At 68.9% G+C, this 19368-nt stretch carries 9 protein-coding genes and 1 pseudogene (1 of these 10 only partly in view); 5 read left to right on the top strand and 5 right to left on the bottom strand.

The features are described 5' to 3' along the window. Positions 1 to 4: 4 nt before the first annotated feature. On the top strand, positions 5 to 1639 hold the full coding sequence (locus VKK44_RS16470) for an Ig-like domain-containing protein (protein ID WP_343441983.1): 1635 nt from the start codon (positions 5 to 7) through the stop codon (positions 1637 to 1639). A 255-nt stretch (positions 1640 to 1894) separates the two neighbouring features. On the opposite strand, the gene VKK44_RS16465 is transcribed toward VKK44_RS16470, so the two are convergent. Beyond that, on the bottom strand, positions 1895 to 2722 hold the full coding sequence (locus tag VKK44_RS16465) for an SDR family oxidoreductase (RefSeq protein WP_343441982.1): 828 nt from the start codon (positions 2720 to 2722) through the stop codon (positions 1895 to 1897). 609 nt (positions 2723 to 3331) lie between these two features. Here VKK44_RS16465 and VKK44_RS16460 point away from each other — a divergent pair. After that, complete coding sequence (locus tag VKK44_RS16460) at positions 3332 to 4459, top strand: cytochrome P450 (RefSeq protein WP_343441981.1); 1128 nt, start codon at positions 3332 to 3334, stop codon at positions 4457 to 4459. Positions 4460 to 4495: 36 nt separating this feature from the next. Here VKK44_RS16460 and VKK44_RS16455 read toward each other — a convergent pair whose 3' ends face one another. From VKK44_RS16455 to VKK44_RS16445, 4 genes and pseudogenes are all read right to left on the bottom strand, one after another. Then, on the bottom strand, positions 4496 to 4624 hold the full coding sequence (locus tag VKK44_RS16455; protein WP_343441980.1) for a hypothetical protein: 129 nt from the start codon (positions 4622 to 4624) through the stop codon (positions 4496 to 4498). A gap of 59 nt (positions 4625 to 4683) precedes the next feature. Continuing rightward, positions 4684 to 4800 (bottom strand): annotated as a pseudogene (locus VKK44_RS31005) (dehydrogenase); the annotation flags it as partial. A gap of 148 nt (positions 4801 to 4948) precedes the next feature. Further along, complete coding sequence (locus VKK44_RS16450) at positions 4949 to 5089, bottom strand: hypothetical protein (protein ID WP_343441979.1); 141 nt, start codon at positions 5087 to 5089, stop codon at positions 4949 to 4951. Between the two features lie 257 nt (positions 5090 to 5346). Continuing rightward, positions 5347 to 5898 (bottom strand): hypothetical protein, encoded by a 552-nt coding sequence (locus tag VKK44_RS16445; RefSeq protein ID WP_343441978.1) that lies wholly within the window; start codon positions 5896 to 5898, stop codon positions 5347 to 5349. Between the two features lie 31 nt (positions 5899 to 5929). Between VKK44_RS16445 and VKK44_RS16440 the strand changes: the two genes are divergently transcribed. The 3 genes from VKK44_RS16440 to VKK44_RS16430 form a co-directional block, all read left to right on the top strand. After that, positions 5930 to 6442, top strand: coding sequence for a hypothetical protein (locus tag VKK44_RS16440; protein WP_343441977.1), 513 nt, complete (start codon positions 5930 to 5932; stop codon positions 6440 to 6442). An 820-nt stretch (positions 6443 to 7262) separates the two neighbouring features. After that, complete coding sequence (locus VKK44_RS16435) at positions 7263 to 7514, top strand: hypothetical protein (protein WP_343441976.1); 252 nt, start codon at positions 7263 to 7265, stop codon at positions 7512 to 7514. A gap of 1215 nt (positions 7515 to 8729) precedes the next feature. Continuing rightward, positions 8730 to 19368: the start of a type I polyketide synthase gene (locus VKK44_RS16430; protein WP_343441975.1), read on the top strand. The gene runs 15977 nt beyond the window's last position; the window shows 10639 of its 26616 coding nt (coding positions 1-10639); the start codon lies at positions 8730 to 8732; the stop codon falls past the right edge of the window.

Below are 19368 nucleotides of genomic sequence, written 5' to 3'. Positions count from 1 at the left end.
GGGCATGATGCGACGCAGGATCTTCGCGCTGGCCACCGCCGCCGCGGTCGTCGTCGGCGGGGCCATGACGATGGTGCTGCCGCCGGCGTACGCCGCGACGGCGTGCACGGTGGACTACACCATCACCCGAGAGTGGTCCAACGGCTTCTGGGCTGAGCTCACCGTCACCAACCTGGGCTCTCCCGTCACCGACTGGTGGCTGCGGTTCCGTCAGGTCAGCGGCCAAACGATCACCATGGGCCTCGACCGGCTGCCGGACGGATACACGCTCGGCAGCGGTGAGTTGTACCCGATGACCATGCTCCGCCCACCGGCGGGGTCCACGCTGCCGACCGGCGCCTCGGTGACGGTGCGCTTCGGCGGCAACTACCGGGACGCGGAGCCCGAGCCGACCGACTGGGTCTTGAGCGGCCAGCCGTGCAACGTGGACGTCGGCAGCCCGACCGGCTCGTCGCCGCCGACGGCTTCGGCCAGCCCGCAGCCCAGCCCCAAGCCGGGCGGCCCGTCGGTGTCGCTCACCTCGCCCCTGCCCAACGACTTCTTCGCCGCGCCGGGCGTCATCCCGATCCGTGCGGAGGCCACGGCGGCGGCCGGCCGGCGGATCGAGCGGGTCGAGTTCCGGGAGCGCGGCACGTTGCTCGCCGTGGACACCACCGCGCCGTACGCGTTCGACTGGCGCGGCGCGCCGCCGAACAGCGGCACCCGCGTCACCGCCACCGCCTACGACAGCGACGGCGCCCAGGCCACCGCCGAGGTCCGCGGCATCCGGGTGCTCCCGCCGCCGGCACCCGGTGCCGCCCCCGCGCTGAAGGCGATCGGCAACCGCATCCGCACGGTCACCACCGACCCGAGGCCGTACCGGCCACGCGGAATCATCCGGTCGGCCGCGCCCGGCGAGTGCGCGTGGGGACCGATCCGCTGGGACGGCCCGGTCGACGACGCGTCAGTAGGCGCGCTGCGGGCCCGCGGCGTCGACGCGGTGCGGGTCGTGCTGAGCGACGCCTGCTTCGTCTACACCGGCAGCCCCACCGACAGACAGAACCGCGTCGGCTACGTCGACGAGGCGGCCCGGTACGTCGACCGGCTCGTCCGGGCCGGCATCACACCCATCGTGTCGCTGCGCCAGAGCGACTTTCTCGCCACGCGCTCCTTCTGGAGCGCGGCGGCGGAGGTGTTCGGCGCCGACAACGCGGTGATCTTCGACATCTCGCCCTACGACTTCCCGGCGGCCGGTGGCACCGGTCCCGCGGTGGCCTGGACCTGCTGGCGCGACGGCGGCGTCGCCTGCGCGGGCACCAGCCTGCCGAATTTCGGCGTGCAGGAGCAGATCCGCCTGCTTCGCGTGCGGGGCTCGTTCAACCTGGTCCTCGCCGCCGGGATCGACGGCGGCAACGACCTGCGCCGCTGGCTGGAATACCGCCCGGCCGACCCGGACGGCCGCAACGTGGCCGCCGCCTGGCGCGTCGACGACCGCTCGGCCTGCGCCACGCCGGCCTGCTGGCAGTCCACCCTGCTCCCGGTCGCCGCCCAGGTACCGCTGGTCGCCACCGACGTCAGCGCCGGCTCGGCGGCGCCGACGTTCGTGCGGCGGACGATCAGCTGGCTCGACCAGCACGGCATCGGCCACCTGCGCCGGTGACCGGGGGAGAGGTAAGCCTGAGGTTCCCCGGTTGGCCGGAACCGTGGTGGCCTCCGTCAACCTGGGCGCAGCCCGGCCTGTTGTGACGAAGACGTGGCCGGCCAGTCCGGTGACCGTGTCTGGTCCAGCTTGGACTGCGCCTGGTAGCGGATGTAGGAGCCCGGCTCCATCGGTCCACAGACCCGGTCCCCGACGTCTCAGCCGGGCGGATCCTCTGGGCGGGGGCGGCCGGCGAAGGCCACCTCGCGCGCCTGCTCACGGGACGGTGTGATGGCCCGCCTTGATCACCTGGTCGTACTCCCTGCGCCGGGCGTCGTAGGCGCGCTTCAGGACTGCCTCCGAGTCGGATCCCACCGGCAGTCGAAGCGGCGGCGAGTCCATCTGACCGAGCCGCCAGACCACGTCGGCGAAGAGCTCGGGGGAGTTGATCTCCGCATAGGTGTTCATCTCGTGCAGCGCGTGGAACATGCCCTCGCTGACCGGCGTGTAGTCCGCGATACGGTTCTCCGTTCTCCGCAGGTTGGCGCTGTAACCGGTGGCGAAGCCGCCCGGCTGCAGGATGGTCACCTTGACCCCGAGGTGCCCGGCCTCGGCGGCCAGCGATTCGGCCGCTCCCTCCAGCGCACACTTGCTCGCGTTGTACGCGGCGAGCCCCGGGATGGGAACCACGTTGGAGACCGAGCTGACGAAGACGGCGTGCCCGCGGCGCTGTGCCCGCCACAGCGGCAGCACGGCGCGGGTGAGCTGCCACGGCCCGAAGACGTTTGTGGCGAACTGCGCGGCGAGCTCCGCGTCGGAGATCTCCTCGAAGGTGCCGAACTGGCCGTAGGCCGCGTTGTTGACCAGAACGTCGACGCCGCCGAAGGCGTCCACCGCACGCTCGACCGCTGCTGCGCACTGCTCCGGATCCCGTACGTCCAGGGCGGCGGCCACCACGTTGTTCGGATGGCGGGCGACCAACCCGTCCAGGGTCTTCGGCTGCCGGGCGGTCGCCACCACCTGGTCGCCCTCGGCGGCGAGCCGGGCCGCGAGAGCCTGACCGAGTCCGCTCGAACATCCCGTGACCAGCCAACGCTTTGTCATCGCCCTCGACCCGCCTCTCCACTGGTTATGCCGCGAATGCAGGGTGTCAGAGGTGGCGCAAAAGGTGAAGAGGCGTCGACCTTCGTCAGACTGATTCGTCGGGTATCCGGCATCGGAGGGGCTCCGGCCCTGTCGAAGGCCACGTCAACCCCATCAAGACGATCAAGCGACAGATGTACGGCCGCGCGGCCTACGGATCGGAAGGTTAGGGTTCGAGTCCCTTCGGCGCACTTCACGATCGAGCCGTGACCAGCGAAAGATGGGGCACGGCCTCGATCGCTTGAATGTCGGGTGTCCTCGTAGGGCCGGCCGTGGCGGCCAGCCTCGTCCTGACCGCCGCCATCACCTGGCTTCCATGATCGGAGGACAGGCCCTGGTCGAAACCCGCCCCGGCCTTGTTCCCGCCAATTTACTGCGCTTTGCTGGAACTTTTCCGGCCGGTCGAGCGACAGGCGCCCGGGGCTGGCGGGCATGGCGCCGGCGTACGTCCCACGTCATAATCACCGGATGGAGGATATGAACGGGCCGATCCGGCAGGACAGATTGTTCACCCTCAAAGCGCTGGAAAACCCGACCCGCCTGTTCCACCGAATTCGGGCGGAAACCCCGGTGACCTGGGTTCCGGAGCTCAACGCCTACCTTGTCACCCGGCACGCGGACATCGTCGCCGGGTTGAAGGACCGCCGCCTGGCCAACGCGAACATGTCCCAGGGGCTCCGGCGGTTGAGTCCCGCCGAGCAGGACGAGCTGCTGCCGCTGCGCGCCTCGATCGACATGTGGATGGGGCACACCAACACCGCTGACCACGTCCGCTTCCAGCAGCTGTTGAAGCGGTACTTCACCCGCCCCACAGTGGACGCGCTGCGCCCGCGGGTACGGGAGTTGACCCACGAGCTGCTCGACGCCGTGGCGCCGCAGGGCCGGATGGACGTGGTCAAGGACCTGGCGTTCCCGCTGCCGGCGAACGTCATCGCCGAGATGCTCGGCATGCCGATCCGCGACCGTGAGCTGCTCCAGGCCTGGTCGCGGGACATCCTCACGGTCTTCAAGATCGCCAACCTGCCCCAGCTGCGCCGGTGCCAGCGCAGCATCCTGGAGATGCAGGACTACCTGCGGCCACTGCTGGCGGAGCGCCGGCAACAGCCGCGCGAGGACGTGCTGAGCACGTTCGCGGCCGCCGAGAAGGACGGCCTGGTCACCGAGGACGAGATCGTCGCCAACTGCGTGCTGCTGCTGTTCGCCGGCCACGAGACGACGGCCCACCTCATCGCGAACGGGCTGCTCCTGCTGTTCCAGAACCCCGAGCAGCTCGACCTGCTCAAGGAGAAGCCAGAGCTGACCCCGTCAGCCGTGGAAGAGATGCTCCGCTGCGACGGCCCGGGCGGGGGCGTCGTGCGGATGACCACCGAACCGGTGGTGATCGGCGACGTGCCCATTGCGGCGCACCAGACCATCTACCTCGCCATGGTGGCCGGCAACCGCGACCCCGAGGTGTTCGACGAACCCGACCGCTTCGACGTCACCCGTACCCCCAACCGACACACCGCGTTCGGCATGGGCGCGTCCTACTGCCTGGGCGCCGCGCTGGCCCGGATGGAAACGGACGAGTGTTTCCGCATCCTGCTTGATCGTTTCCCGGACCTGCGCCCGGTCGACGCGACACCGGACTGGCATGCCAGCTCGCCGTTCCAGCATCACCTGAACACGCTGCGGGTCAAGCTGACCGCCCGCCACTGATCCGGCCACCCACCCTCCGGCCGCCCGTCCGGCGGTTCAGCCCGTCCGGTGGCGGGCGCCGGCGATCCAGCGGTCCCGGTCGGCGGCCTTGTACTGCACGTACCGGGACACCTCGGGGCGCGGCAGGACGAGGAACCGTTCGGCCGCCAAACCCTCGACCACCACGCCGCGACGTCGTCCGGCTCAAGCGGCTCGCCGGCCGCGGTGACGGCCTTCGCCGTGGCCGACCCGGCCTCGACGCCGGCCACCAACAAGGGGGTACGCACACCCCGCGGGCACAGCGCGCTGACCCGAAGGCCGCCGTCGCCGTAGGTCACCGCCAGCCATTCGGCGTACGCCACCGCGGCGTGCTTCGTCGCGGTGTACCGCGCGTCGCCCGGGGCCACCACCAGCAGACCGGCCGCCGATCAGGGGTGCAGCAGGTGACCGCCGCCGCGGGCCGACATCAGGGGCACCAGGCACGCGCGGAGTGGACGTGGGCCAGCACGTTCACCTGCTAGGTGATGGCCCAGTCCTGGCCGGGGCGTCCAGCCCGCGGCCGAACGCGACGCCCGCGTTGGCGCAGAACAGGTCGGTCGGTCCGAGCTGCCGCTCGACGGCGTCGATCAGCGCGACGACCTCGTGCTCCACACCGCCACGTCGGTGCGCGTCGCCAGCGCGGGAACGTCCGCCTGCCGGTTCTCGGCAGCCGCGCCGTCGCGATCCGCGACTCAGACGCCGGCCGCGCCCTCAGGGGCGAACCGGCGATACGAGCAGCCTGGACAGGTCGAGGAGCACAAGTTCCCCTCCTTGCCGTCAAACCTGTCATGACCAGGGCGGACGTCACTGCCGGCACCCGCAAGGCGACGGACTAGCATGTCGGGATGACTGCTTTTCGTGTCGCCATATCAACGGATGACGATGAAACTGCTGGTGCGTTTCAACTCCTGATCAGGGTTGAAGCCAGCGGCGGCGTGCACCGGATCGCTGAGATAACGATGCGCAGCAATGGCCCGGCCGGTTTGACCGTCAGCTCGCTGCCTGAGATAGATCTTGAGGCGATCGGGCAGGCACTCATTGGGGGCGCGGGAGCCTCGCGTGCCGGTAGTTCGGCAGTGGCGGCCGGCGCGGCGACTGGAGTCGTTGGTCCCGGCGCGCCCGCTGGCGGTCGGGTTTCGACCCGCAGGCGGTCCGACACTCAGCAGTCGGTTGACGATGCGGCGGATCATGGCCGACTTGCCGCGGTGCAACCCGCAGAGGCGACGCGCCATCAGGGGACGGGGTCGGGCCGCGCCTACCGGCGCATGCCTGATGCGGAAGAGGTCAGGGCCGTGTACGAGGCCGCTGGTACCGTCACCGGCGTCGCCGAACACTACGGGGTTCCGCGGCACACCGCGAAGGGTTGGATAGGCCGGCTGCGGAAGCTGAACGGTGAACCGTCGTAGCAGTCTGCTGCTCATGGTCGAGCCCACCGCATAGAGGAGAGCTTTGATGAGCGAGTACCTCATCACAGTTGAGCAGGTTGGCGGCATCGGGCAGATAAAGGTCGTTGTGGACCTGGCCTCAGCCGGCCCTGCCGTCCGGGAGATTTCGGTACGGCCTGACGAGGGTGGCTCCACCGTGCCGCAGACGCTGGCTGAGCTGGACTTTCGACAGATTGTCGAGATTGCGTTTCGGCTGTCCGGAGAGGCGGAAACCCCTGGCTCGGTGCCGGACGTCGTTGACAGACATGACAGCGAACGAGACGAACCTGCGCAGCCAATCGACGGAGGGCGGACGTCGGCGCCTGCGGACAAGGTACCGCCCGGGCGCGTCGGTAAGCACGTCAGCGACATGCCGCCCGACTTCCCCGTCAAGTACTGGAAAATGGGGAGTGCGGCGAGGGTCGCCGAGCACTACTCGGTTCCCCGGCAGATCGCCAACGGCTGGATCAAGGAGCTGCGACGAACCGGTAAAGCGCCGGATCCATGGCGCCAGGGACGGACGCGCGGGCGGCCACTCTGAGCCAGGCCATGTCGTACGCCTCCCGGACACGGATTCAGGCCGCTGCGGGCAGAACGTGAGTGCGAACGACCTTCCCGACGTCGGCTTCGAAGCCGAGAACCGTACGAATCCCTTGCAGGCGTTCCCGCACCGGGACGACGCTCGGCGCTGGCGGTCCTGCACCGATTGAACGCGGCGCGTCGGTCCCGGCAGCGGCGGTATTGATCGTCTCCACGTGCCGGCGTTCCTCAACGGCCAGTTCCTCCGTGCCGCCCGATGGCCGGACTCGCAGGCGTGGCAGTCGCCCGACCGACTGCCACGTGTGGTGCATCGACCCGGCCGACGCCCCCGACTGGAGCGAGGACCTGCTCAGCGGATCGGAGCGGGCCCGCGCCGGTGTTCCCTCCGCCGGGTCGCGGCGCGCAGGTCGTCGTCGGAGGCGGCGCGCGTCGCGCCCACGGTGGTCCGGATGCCGCCGCCGGGCGCGATGGCGGCTCATGTCGGCCACCGCGCTTCTCGCGGTCGCGGTTGCCGAGTCGGCCGATGACGATCCGCGGAAGGTCAAGCCTCGCCGCGAGTGCCCGGACTGCCGAGGGTCGCACGGGCGCCCTGAGGTCGTCGGAAGCATGCTCAACGTCTCCCTCAGGCACGCCGGCGACCGGATGGCGGTTGCGCTGTGCGGGGACACCGCCGTCGGCGTAGATGTCCAGCAGGTGAGCGCCGACGCCGAGAGCATGCTGGGCCCGGTGCTCAGCGACGCCCGGCGCGCGGACTTGCGCGCTGTTCACGGCCGGTCGGCCCCGACCCGGGCATTCCTCCCTGTTGGGGGCGCAAGGAGTCGGTGCTGAAGGCGACCGGCGGTGGGCTTGCGGATCTCGATGCCCGTGTCGAACCCGCCAGTGTGGACGCCGCCTGCCCGACCTGGCTGACCGGCTTCATCGACCGCCTGAGCCTCGTCGGGACGGCGCAGCTCGTCGATCTGGATCCCGGACCGGGTTATGTTGGGCGGTCACAGTGTTGTCGGTCCGGTCCCGCGCGGGTCCGCGAACCCGACGACGCGGAGGCGTTTGCCACCACCGGCTTTGTCCGCTGACCCGGACCGGCGGCCAGAGCCGGCCGAACTCGCCGGTGTCGCCGAACGACATGACCAGCCGAGCCGCTTCATCGCGCCCCTTCTTCGTGATTGCGGTCGTTGCGCCGGACGCTTGACAGGATGCGCGGATATTGAGAATCGTGTATGGACAAGTCGTTCCGTCGAAGAAAACTTCTACGGGGGAAGGATCATTGATGCCTCGTCCACGTTTGCCCGTTCGGCCGTGAGATCGGCGTTGATCGCCGGGCGGCTCGTCACGCTGCCTCGATCGCCGCCGCTCAGGCATCGGCTCCTAGGCCCAGCGACCTAGCTCGGTCATGCGAGCTGCATCGTTCACCTCGAAGTGTCTTTCCGGTCAGGTCGGACAGTCGGCTGCGCCAAGGCGGGCCTGGCCTTGGGTAGGCGCTTCCTGGGGGAGGTAAGCGGTTCATGTGAACGACTGCCTAGGCAATCGGCGGTTCCGCCGCACCTCATGGATCGCCTCACAAGACAATCTGGGATCACCAGTCTTTTGTAGACGGCGGCCCACAGTGGATTTGCCATGTGAAAGGGCCACCAGCTGCTATGGACGATTCTGGACGGTTTCTGGGACTAGCTCGGGCCGCTGTCGCCCGGCACGCGCAGCGGTGCCGCCGGCTGGGATCGAAATGGTGACACGAGGCCGAGTGGCGCGAGGCTGGAGCCCGGCAAGGCCTGCGCGAGGTGCTGCCGGCCGATCCGCATGCTGCGGACATATTCGACCGGCTGTAGGCGCTGTTCGACAATTCGTCCGTGTGGGATCAGAAGGGCGACCCAGGGTAGGTCGGCAGCGTCGAAACCGGCTCGAAACGTCATGTCATCATCGAAGGCGCGAGTATCCCGTTCGCTGTCAGTCTGACCGTCGGCAACCGGCTCGACGTCTCCAGTTCACGCCGCTGATCAATTCCGTCGCAATAGTGCGAGCACTACGGCGGCTATGCCACCTGCCGGATGCGTTCGAATCCGATCGAGGCCATGGCGACGAGATCTACCACGATCAGGGCATCGCGCACCAGATTTTCGCTCAACTCGCTACAGGGCGCAGCCGATTGGCGCTGATCGAAAATTACGTGTAGGTCAGGTGACTGTGTGAGCGCAGCCGGGAGTCACCGGTCTGGCTCACGTCCAGGCGGCTGTTTCGTGTTCCGCAGTGTGGATGAGGATATCTGAGGATGGCGATGTCTGAAACCTTCAGCGATGTCTGAGGCCTCCCGAGGTCAGGATAGTGCGATTGCTGTTGTTGGTGTGTCGTGCCGTCTGCCACGCGCGGCTGGTCCGGCGGCGTTCTGGACTCTGTTGCGTGATGGACTGAGTGCGATCTCGTCCACTCCTGCTGATCGCTGGGGCGTCGCTGCGTTCGGCTCGGGTGGTCCGGCCCTGGGTGCGGGGTATGGGGGCTTCCTGGACGGGGTTGATCAGTTCGATGCTGGTTTTTTCGGTATTTCGCCCCGGGAGGCTGCCGCTGTTGATCCGCAGCAGCGGCTGGCGCTTGAGTTGGGTTGGGAGGGGCTTGAGGACGCCGGCGTGGTGCCGGAGCGGATGAGGGGCGCCCGTGTCGGGGTGTTCATCGGTGCGAACAAGGATGACTACGCCACTCTGTCGCGTCGGTATGGGGTGGAGGCGATCACTGAGCACAGCACTACTGGTTTGCAGCGTGGCATGATCGCTAACCGGGTGTCGTATGCGTTCGGGTTGACGGGGCCGAGCATCACGGTTGATACCGCTCAGTCGTCGTCGCTGGTCGCTGTTCATCTGGCGTGTGAGAGTTTGCGTCGCGGCGAGTGTTCCAGCGCGATTGTCGGCGGGGTTATTCTTAATCTCAGCGCAGAGGCTGCTGTTGAGTTGTCGAGGTTCGGGGCGCTGTCGCCGGATGGCCGCTGTTTCACGTTTGATGCCCGGGCGAACGGGTTCGTGCGCGGTGAGGGTGGTGCGGTCGTTGTCCTGAAGCCGTTATGGCAGGCGTTGGCCGACGGTGACCACGTGTATTGCGTCATTCGCGGTAGTGCTGTCAACCACGATGGGGTAAGTGAGGGTCTGACGGTTCCTAGTGCCTCCGCGCAGGAGGAGGTCATCCGGTTCGCGCAGGAACGCGCAGGCGTGCGGGCGGCAGACATTCAGTATGTCGAGTTGCACGGTACTGGCACGAGGGTTGGTGATCCGATCGAGGCGGCCGCGTTGGGCGCGGCCGTTGGCAGGCCCCGCCGTGCGTATGGTCCGCTGCGGGTGGGCTCGGTCAAGACGAACATCGGTCATCTTGAGTGTGCGGCGGGTATCGCCGGACTCCTGAAGGTGATCTTGGCGATTTATCATCGTCGGATTCCGGCCAGCTTGAACTTCCGGCAGGCGGGTCCGGGGGTTCGGCTGGAGGAACAGAACCTCCAGGTGCAGACGCGGACCGCGGGATGGCCTGATCCCAGCCGGCCGCTGGTCGCGGGCGTGAGCTCGTTCGGCATGGGCGGCGCCAACTGCCACGTCGTCGTCAGCGAGGTCGCCGACGGTGAGGCTGGGGACAGTGTCAGGCTCGACGGACCGGTGGGGTCGGCGCCGTGGGCACTGTCGCTGTCGGCGAAAACGGCCCGTGCGTTGGGTGAGCAGGCGGTCAGGTTACGGGCGTTCGTGTCCGAGCAGCCGGAGATCCCGGTCCGGGATGTGGCTTGGACTCTGGCCACCGCCCGGTCGGTGTTCGCGCATCGGGCGGTGGTGGTGGCCGGGGACGTGGACGGGCTCCTGACCGGGTTGCAGAACCTGGCCGGGTTGCAGGACCCGGCCGGGGTGCGGGATCCGGCCGGGTTGCGGGATGTGGACGCCTCACCGGTGGTGCGTGGTGTGGCGGCTGGTGTGGGTGGTGCGGCGGGTCCGGTGTTTGTGTTTCCGGGGCAGGGGGCGCAGTGGGTGGGTATGGGGTTGGCGTTGTGGGATGCCGAGCCGGTGTTCGCGGAGGCGATGGCGCGGTGTGCGCAGGCTTTGGCGCCGTTGGTGGGTTGGTCGTTGCGGGAGGTGTTGGCTGATCCGGTGTTGTTGGGTCGGGTGGATGTGGTGCAGCCGGTGTCGTGGGCGGTGATGGTGTCGCTGGCGCAGTTGTGGCGTTCGGTGGGTGTGGTTCCGGCGGCGGTGGTGGGGCACAGTCAGGGTGAGATCGCTGCGGCGTGTGTGGCTGGTGGTCTGTCTTTGGCTGATGGGGCCAGGGTGGTGGTGTTGCGGAGCCGGGCGATCGTGGCGTTGTCGGGGTCGGGGGGCATGGTGTCGGTGCCCGCACCGTTGGACGAGGTGCAGCAGCTGATCGGCGGGTGGGGTGGGGACCTGTCGGTCGCGGCGGTCAATGGTCCGGCGCAGGTGGTGGTGTCTGGTACCACGGTCGCGTGTGAGGAGTTCGTCCAGGCGCATGCGGGGTTGGGGGTTCGGCGGATAGCGGTGGATTACGCCTCGCATTCGCCGCAGGTGCAGGCGATCGAGGATCGGTTGCGCAGGGATTTGGCTGGTCTGCGGCCTCGTAGCGGGCAGGTGGCGTTCTATTCGACGCTGGAGGCGGGGCGGGTCGACACTGCTGGTCTTGATGGTGGTTACTGGTATCGGAATCTGCGGCACCAGGTTCGGTTCGGTGAGGTGATCCGGACGCTGACTGAGGCTGGTCATCGGACGTTCGTGGAGGTTAGTCCGCATCCGGTGTTGGCGATGGCGGTGGAGCAGGCCGGTGAGGGCCTGGTGGTGACGGGCACGCTGCGTCGTGACGACGGTGGACGCGAGCGTTGGCTACGGTCGATGGCCGCCCTGCATGTTGCCGGTGTCGCCATCGACTGGACCCCGACCTTTGCCGGTGACGTTCCTCAACGCGTGCCGCTGCCGACGTACCCGTTCCAGCGTCAGCGCCACTGGCTCCCGGACACGCTGGCTGAGCCCGCTGGCCGCGGTGTCGCCCCGATCGACCAGTCCCAGGACACGGTCGAGCGGCACGACAACGAGGTCAACGCGGCCGGGCTCGACCTTGCCGAAACCGAACGCTCCGCGAGGCGGGAGCGGCCTGGTGAAGCCGGTGTGAGAAGTGAGCCGGCAGCCGGCGGCGGGTGGCACCTGCTGGACCTGATCCGTACCCATGCGGCCGCCGTGCTTGGTCATGCCGGGCCGCAGGACGTCGACGCTGACCGGAGCTTCAGGGAACAGGGCTTCGACTCGTACGCCACCCTCAAGATGCGTGACCGACTCACCGCGGTGACGGGGCTGCGGCTGCCGACCACCCTGCTGTTCAACTACCCCACGCCCGTGGCGCTGCGGGAATACCTGCAGCGCCGGTTGGACGGGCTGTCTGAACCAGCAACCGAACCGGTTGCCGCAGCCACTGAGCTCGACGAGCCGGTAGCGATCGTGGGAATGGGATGCCGGTACCCGGGCGGGGCCGGTGACCCGGACGGGTTCTGGCAGCTGCTGGTCGAGGGTGTTGACGCGGTGGGCGAGTTCCCCACGGACCGAGGTTGGGATCTGACGGCGCTGGACGGCCCCGGCCGGCAGCGGTCGGAGACCCGGTACGGAACATTCCTTCCCGAGGCCGGGATGTTCGACGCGGGGTTCTTCGGGATCAGTCCGCGGGAGGCCATGGCGATGGATCCGCAGCAGCGACTGCTGCTGGAGGTTTCCTGGGAGGCGTTGGAGCGGGCCGGGATCGACCCGTCCGGGCTACGCGGTTCGGACACCGGCGTGTACGTCGGCCTCATGTATCACGACTACGCCATGCAGTTGGCGGCAAGCCCGGCCGAGACCGAGGGATACACGCTGACCGGGACCAGCGCAAGCGTGGCATCAGGGCGGGTGGCGTACACCCTGGGTCTGGAGGGCCCGGCGGTGTCGGTGGACACGGCGTGTTCGTCGTCGTTGGTCGCGGTGCATTTGGCGGCGCAGGCGTTGCGCTCGGGTGAGTGCTCGATGGCCCTGGCCGGCGGTGTGACGGTGATGGCCACCCCGGGAGCGTTCGTGGAGTTTTCCCGGCAGGGCGGGTTGGCCGCCGACGGGCGGTGCAAACCGTTCGCGGACGCCGCTGACGGCACAGGCTGGGGTGAAGGCGTCGGAATCCTGGTGTTGGAGCGGTTGTCGGATGCTCGTCGGCGGGGGCATCAGGTGTTGGCGGTGGTGCGGGGCAGCGCGGTGAACCAGGATGGTGCGTCGAACGGGTTGAGTGCGCCGAATGGTCCGTCGCAGCAGCGGGTGATCCGTCAGGCTCTGGCGAATGCGCGGTTGTCGCCGGGCGAGGTGGATGTGGTGGAAGCGCACGGCACGGGCACGACGCTGGGTGACCCGATCGAGGCGCAGGCGCTGATCGCCGCTTACGGCCAGGACCGGCCGGCGGGGCAGCCGTTGCGGTTGGGGTCGGTGAAGTCGAACATCGGCCACACCCAGGCAGCCGCGGGTGTCGCCGGGATCATCAAGATGGTCCTCGCCATGCGGCACGGCTTGATGCCCAGGACGCTGCACGTGGGCACCCCGTCCACGCATGTGGACTGGTCGGCGGGGTCGGTGCGGCTGCTGACCGAGGCCGCACCGTGGCCGGGTAACGGCCGGCCGCGACGGGCTGGGGTGTCGTCGTTCGGGATCAGCGGCACCAACGCCCACCTCATCCTCGAAGAGTCCGAACCGCTCGAGATCCTGGAAGAGGCCGAACCGTTCGAGTCGCCGCAGGACGCACTGGCTGACCCGGCGGGCTCGGGTCAGGAGTCGCCGGCGGTCCCGCTGCCGGGTGGGGTGGTGCCGTGGTTGTTGTCGGCTAAGTCTGAGGTGGCGTTGCGGGCGCAGGCGCAGCGGTTGGCCGGGTTCGTGGCGGATCGGCCCGAGGTGGAGCCGGTCGCGGTGGGGCGTGGGTTGGCGGCTCGGTCGGTGTTCACGCACCGGGCGGTGGTCCTCGGCCAGCAGCGGTCGGTGTTGGTGGACGGGCTGCGGGCGCTGGCCTCCGGTGGTCAGGCGTCGGGGGTGGTGACCGGGGTTGCGGGGTCTGGTCGGTTGGCGGTGGTGTTTTCCGGGCAGGGGAGTCAGCGGGTCGGGATGGGTCGGGGCTTGTATGAGGCGTATCCGGTGTTCGCGGAGGCGTTCGATGAGGTCTGCGCGTCCTTCGACCAGCATCTCGAGCGGTCGTTGCGGGACGTGGTCGCGGGCGAGCCGCAGCTACTGGACCAGACGATGTACACCCAGGCAGGGCTGTTCGCGGTACAGGTGGCCTTGTACCGGCTGATCGGCTCGTGGGGGGTGGCCCCGCAGTGTCTGGCGGGGCACTCGATCGGTGAGTTGAGCGCGGCGTATGTGGCCGGGGTGTGGGATCTGACCGATGCGGTAGCGGTGGTAGCCGCCCGGGGCCGCCTGATGCAGGCGCTACCCGCTGGTGGTGCCATGGTGGCGTTGACCGCCAGTGATGCTGAAGCGCAGGAGTTGATCGCCGGGCACACCGACCTGGTCGGGGTGGCGGCGGTCAACGGGCCCCACTCCACAGTCATCTCCGGCGACCAGGATCTGGTCCTGGACCTGGCGCGGCAGTGGCGAGACCGGGGCGGCAAAGCCCGGCGACTTAAGGTCAGTCACGCGTTCCATTCCCCGTTGATGGAGCCGATGTTGGCCGAGTTCGCCCACGTGTTGGCCGAGGTGGTCTGGCGAGAGCCGACCATCCCGGTGGTCTCCGGCACCCCCGACGCAGACGTGACCCAACCCGAGTACTGGCTGACACACACCCGCCAGACGGTGCGGTACCACGACGCGGTGAACGCCCTGCGTGAGCAAGGCGTGGATGTCTTCCTCGAACTCGGCCCGGACGGCACGCTGACCTCAATGGCCGACACCGACACCCCTGACACAGGCGTGTGGCTGCCAGCGATGCGCGCCGAACGCGATGAGCGGCAGACACTACTGACCGCTATCGCCGGTATCCACGTGCACGGCGCGACGGTGAACTGGCAGACACTACTCGGCACGAGTGCCGGTCCGGCCGAGGCCACGGGCGTGGCGGTGGGCGGGGCCATCGCGCTGCGGGCTGAGTTGCCGACCTATCCGTTTGAGCATCAGCGGTTCTGGCCGGCGGTGCGGGATGTGTCGGTGCGGGGTGGGGATGGTGGGTTTGATGCGGAGTTTTGGCGGGTGGTGCAGCGGGGTGATGTGGGGGCTTTGGCTTCTGCGTGGGGGGTGGATGAGCAGGGTGTGGCTACGGTTTTGCCGGGGTTGGCGGCGTGGCAGCGGGCTCGTGAGGACCGGCGGCTGATTGACGCGTGGCGGTATCGGGTTGTGTGGGAGCCGTTGACCGGTGGTCCTGAAGCAGCGCTGAATGGTAGCTGGCTTGTGGTGTATGGCGCGGATCTGGTGGCTGATGAGGTCGGGTCGGGGTGGGTCGGGCGGGTCGAGCAGATCCTGGTCGGGCATGGTGCGCGGGTGGTGCGGGTAGCTGTTGACGGCACCCGGGTGGGGGCGGCTACGGCGTTGCGGGCGGTGGTGGCCGGGCTGGACGGGGCCGGGTGGGGTGGGGTGGTGTTCCTACCCGGCGGGGCGCCGGTGCAGGAGCTATTGGCGCTGCTGCAAGGCCTGCACGACACCGACACGGGTAGCGACGCGGGGCGGGTGTGGGTCCTTACCCGAGGCGCGGTGGGTACGGGTCGGTTCGATGCTCCTGTTGATCCGGTGCAGGCTCTAGCGTGGGGTTTGGGTGTGGTCGCGGCGTTGGAGTATCCGCGCCTGTGGGGTGGTCTGGTGGATCTGCCTGCGCTCTGGCCTGAGGCGTCGCGGGACGCGGCGGCGGTGGCGCGTCGGTGTGTCGCGGTGTTGGCCGGGTGGGGTGGTCAGGATCAGGTCGCGGTGCGTGCGAGTGGTGTGTATGGGCGCAGGTTGGTGCGTGCCGGGGCGGTGGAGTCGCCGCGGGTGTGGCAGCCTCGGGGCACGGTGCTGGTCACTGGTGGTACCGGTGGGTTGGGTGCGCATGTGGCTCGTTGGGTGGCCGGGCACGGTGCGGAGCATGTGGTGTTGGTGTCTCGTCGGGGTATGGACGGGCCGGGTGTGGCCGAGTTGGTCGGTGAGTTGGGCGCTGATGGCCGGGTCCGGGTGAGTGTGCGGGGTTGTGATGTGGCGGATCGTGACGGGTTGGCCGCGGTCCTGTCCGGGGTGGGGCCGGTTGATGCGGTGGTCCACGCGGCCGGGGTGGGTCAGCTCGCGTCCATCGACGACACCGATGCGCAGGTGGCGGAGCACATTTTGGCGGCGAAGGTTGCGGGTACCCGTAACTTGCACGAGTTGTTGGTCGAGGGGTCTGAGCGTCCGTTGGACGCGATGGTGTTGTTTTCCTCGAACGCTGGTGTGTGGGGTGGTGGTGGGCAGGGGGTGTACGCGGCGGCTAACGCGTTCCTGGACGCGTACGCCGCCCAGCAGCGTGCCGCGGGGCGGTCGGTGACGAGTGTGGCGTGGGGTTTGTGGGCCGGTGAGGGAATGGCCGGGCAGGCCGACACCGGGCAGTTGCACCGGCGTGGGGTGCGCGGTATGGATCCGCAGCGGGCGGTGCAGGCCTTGGTGGAGGCGGTCGGTCAGGGTGAAGGCTTCCTCGCGGTCGCTGACGTGGACTGGGCCCAGTTCACCCAGGCGTTCACTTCCGCCCGCCCGAGTGCGCTACTGGCTGGCCTGCCCGAGGCACAAGCCGCTGTCGCCGACGCTGAACCCGGGCCATCCGACGATTCAGCACTGGCCGCCGAGTTGCGGGCGTTGGCCGGCCCGCAACGCCAGCAGAAGATCCTCGAACTGGTACGCACCCACGCCGCTACAGCCCTTGGCCACGACAACGCCCAGGCGATCCCACCTGATCGGGCATTCCGCGAACTCGGCTTCGACTCCCTGACCGCCGTAGAACTACGCAACCGACTGGCCGCCGCGACCAGACTGCCGCTGCCAACCACACTGGTCCTCGACTACCCCACCCCAGAAGTGTTGACCGACCATCTGACGGACCTCCTGCTGGGCAACAACACTGCCGCAGCCGCCACGCCAGTAGCGGCCCGCGCGGATATCGACGAACCGGTGGCGATTGTGGGGATCGGGTGTCGATACCCGGGTGGAGTGGACGACCCGGACGGGTTCTGGCGGTTGCTGGTCGAGGGCGTCGACGCGGTGGGTGGGTTCCCCACGGATCGGGGTTGGGATGCGGGGTATGACCCGGATCCAGCTCGGTCGGGAACCAGTTACGTCCGGGAGGGTGGATTCCTGGCTGGTGCGGCGTTGTTCGATGCGGGGTTCTTCGGGATCAGTCCGCGGGAGGCTGTGGCGATGGATCCGCAGCAGCGACTGCTCTTGGAGGTCTCCTGGGAGGCATTGGAGCGGGCCGGGATCGACCCGTCTGGCCTGCGCGGCTCGGACACCGGCGTGTATGTGGGCACGAACGGCCAGGACTACATCTCCATGATCGGCGACGCGCAGACCGGTAGCGAGGGGCATCTCCTTACCGGTAACGCGGCGAGTGTCATGTCGGGGCGGGTGGCGTACACCCTGGGTCTGGAGGGCCCGGCGGTGTCGGTGGACACGGCGTGTTCGTCGTCGCTGGTCGCGGTGCATTTGGCGGCGCAGGCGTTGCGGTCGGGTGAGTGTTCGATGGCCCTGGCCGGCGGTGTGACGGTGATGGCCACCCCGGGAGCGTTCGTGGAGTTTTCCCGGCAGGGCGGGTTGGCCGCCGACGGGCGGTGCAAACCGTTCGCGGACGCGGCTGACGGCACAGGCTGGGGTGAGGGCGTCGGAATCCTGGTGTTGGAGCGGTTGTCGGATGCCCGTCGGCGGGGGCATCAGGTGTTGGCGGTGGTGCGGGGCAGCGCGGTGAACCAGGACGGCGCGTCGAACGGGTTGAGTGCTCCGAACGGTCCGTCGCAGCAGCGGGTGATCCGTCAGGCTCTGGCGAATGCGCGGCTGATGCCCGGCGAGGTCGACGTGGTGGAGGCGCATGGCACGGGTACCACGCTGGGTGACCCGATCGAGGCGCAGGCGCTGATCGCCGCGTACGGCCAGGACCGGCCCGCGGGGCAGCCGTTGCGGTTGGGGTCGGTGAAGTCGAACATCGGCCACACCCAGGCAGCCGCGGGCGTCGCCGCAATCATCAAGATGGTCCTCGCCATGCGGCACGGCCTGATGCCCAAGACGCTGCATGTAGACGCCCCGTCGTCACACGTGGACTGGTCGGCCGGCTCGGTGCAGCTGCTGACCGAGGCCACACCATGGGCGGACAGCGGCCGGCCACGGCGGGCCGGGGTGTCGTCGTTCGGGATCAGCGGCACCAACGCCCACCTCATCCTCGAAGAGCCCGAACAGCTTGAGATCCCGGAAGACGCCGAACCGTTCGAACCGCCGCAGGACACATCGGCCGACCTGGGCCAACAGTCGCCGGCGGTCCCGCTGTCGGGTGGGATGGTGCCGTGGCTGCTGTCGGCCAAGTCTGAGGTGGCGTTGCGGGCGCAGGCGCAGCGGTTGGCCGGGTTCGTGGCGGATCGGCCCGAGGTGGGGCCGGTGGTGGTGGGGCGGGCGTTGGTGGACAGCCGGGCGACCGGGTTCCCCTACCGGGGTGTGGTGCTCGGCCAGCACCGGTCGGCGTTGGTTGACGGGTTGCAGGCGCTGGCCTCCGGTGTCGAGGCGCCGGGGGTGGTTGCCGGGATCGCTGGGTCGGGCCGGTTGGCGGTGGTGTTTTCCGGGCAGGGTAGCCAGCGGGTTGGGATGGGTCTGGGCCTGTATGAGGCGTATCCGGTGTTCGCGGAGGCGTTCGATGAGGTCTGTGCGTCCTTCGACCGCCATCTTGAGCGGTCGTTGCGGGAGGTGGTTGCGGGCGAGGCGCAGCTGTTGGATCAGACGGTGTATGCCCAGGCGGGGTTGTTCGCGGTGCAGGTGGCGTTGTTCCGGTTGGTCGCCTCGTGGGGGGTGGTGCCGCAGTGTCTGGCGGGGCATTCGATTGGTGAGTTGAGTGCGGCGTGTGTGGCCGGGGTGTGGGATCTGGCTGATGCGGTGGCGGTGGTGGCCGCCCGGGGCCGCCTGATGCAGGCGCTACCCGCTGGTGGCGCCATGGTCGCGTTGACCGCCACCGACGCTGAAGCTCAGGAGTTGATCGCCGGGCACACCGACCTGGTCGGGGTGGCGGCGGTCAACGGGCCCCACTCGACGGTGATCTCCGGCGACCAGAACCTGGTCCTGGACCTGGCGCGGCAGTGGCGAGACGCCGGCGGCAAAGCCCGGCAGTTGAAGGTCAGTCACGCGTTCCACTCCCCGTTGATGGAGCCGATGCTGGCCGACTTCGCCCACGTGTTGACCGAGGTGACCTGGCGAGAGCCGACCATCCCGGTAATCTCCGGCACCCCCGACGCGGACGTGACCGATCCCGCATACTGGCTGGCGCACGTCCGCCAGACGGTGCGCTACCACGACGCGGTGACGGCGCTGCGTGAGCAGGGCGTGGGTGTCTTCCTCGAACTGGGCCCGGACGGCACGCTGACCTCGATGGCCGAAACCCCCGATGCAGGTGTGTGGCTACCGGCGTTGCGCGCTGAGCGGGACGAGCCGGAGACACTACTGACCGCGGTCGCCGGTGTCCACGTAAACGGCGGGACCGTGGACTGGCCGAGACTGCTCGGCACGAGTGCCGGTCGGCGGGCTCTGGAACTGCCTACCTACCCGTTCCAGCATCAGCGGTTCTGGCCGCAGACCGTGGCGGCTGGTGTGGGCGATGTTCGGGTGTTGGGGCTGGGTTCGGTTGATCATCCGTTGTTGCGGGCGGCGGTGTCGTTGGCTGATGGGGACGGGGTGGTGTTGACCGGCCGGTTGTCGCTGTCGGTGCAGCCGTGGTTGGCCGATCATGTGGTGTTGGGTT

The sequence above is a fragment of the Micromonospora sp. DSM 45708 genome, from assembly GCF_039566955.1.
Lineage (GTDB): Bacteria > Actinomycetota > Actinomycetes > Mycobacteriales > Micromonosporaceae > Micromonospora.
This window is presented reverse-complemented; position numbering and strand designations above follow the sequence as displayed.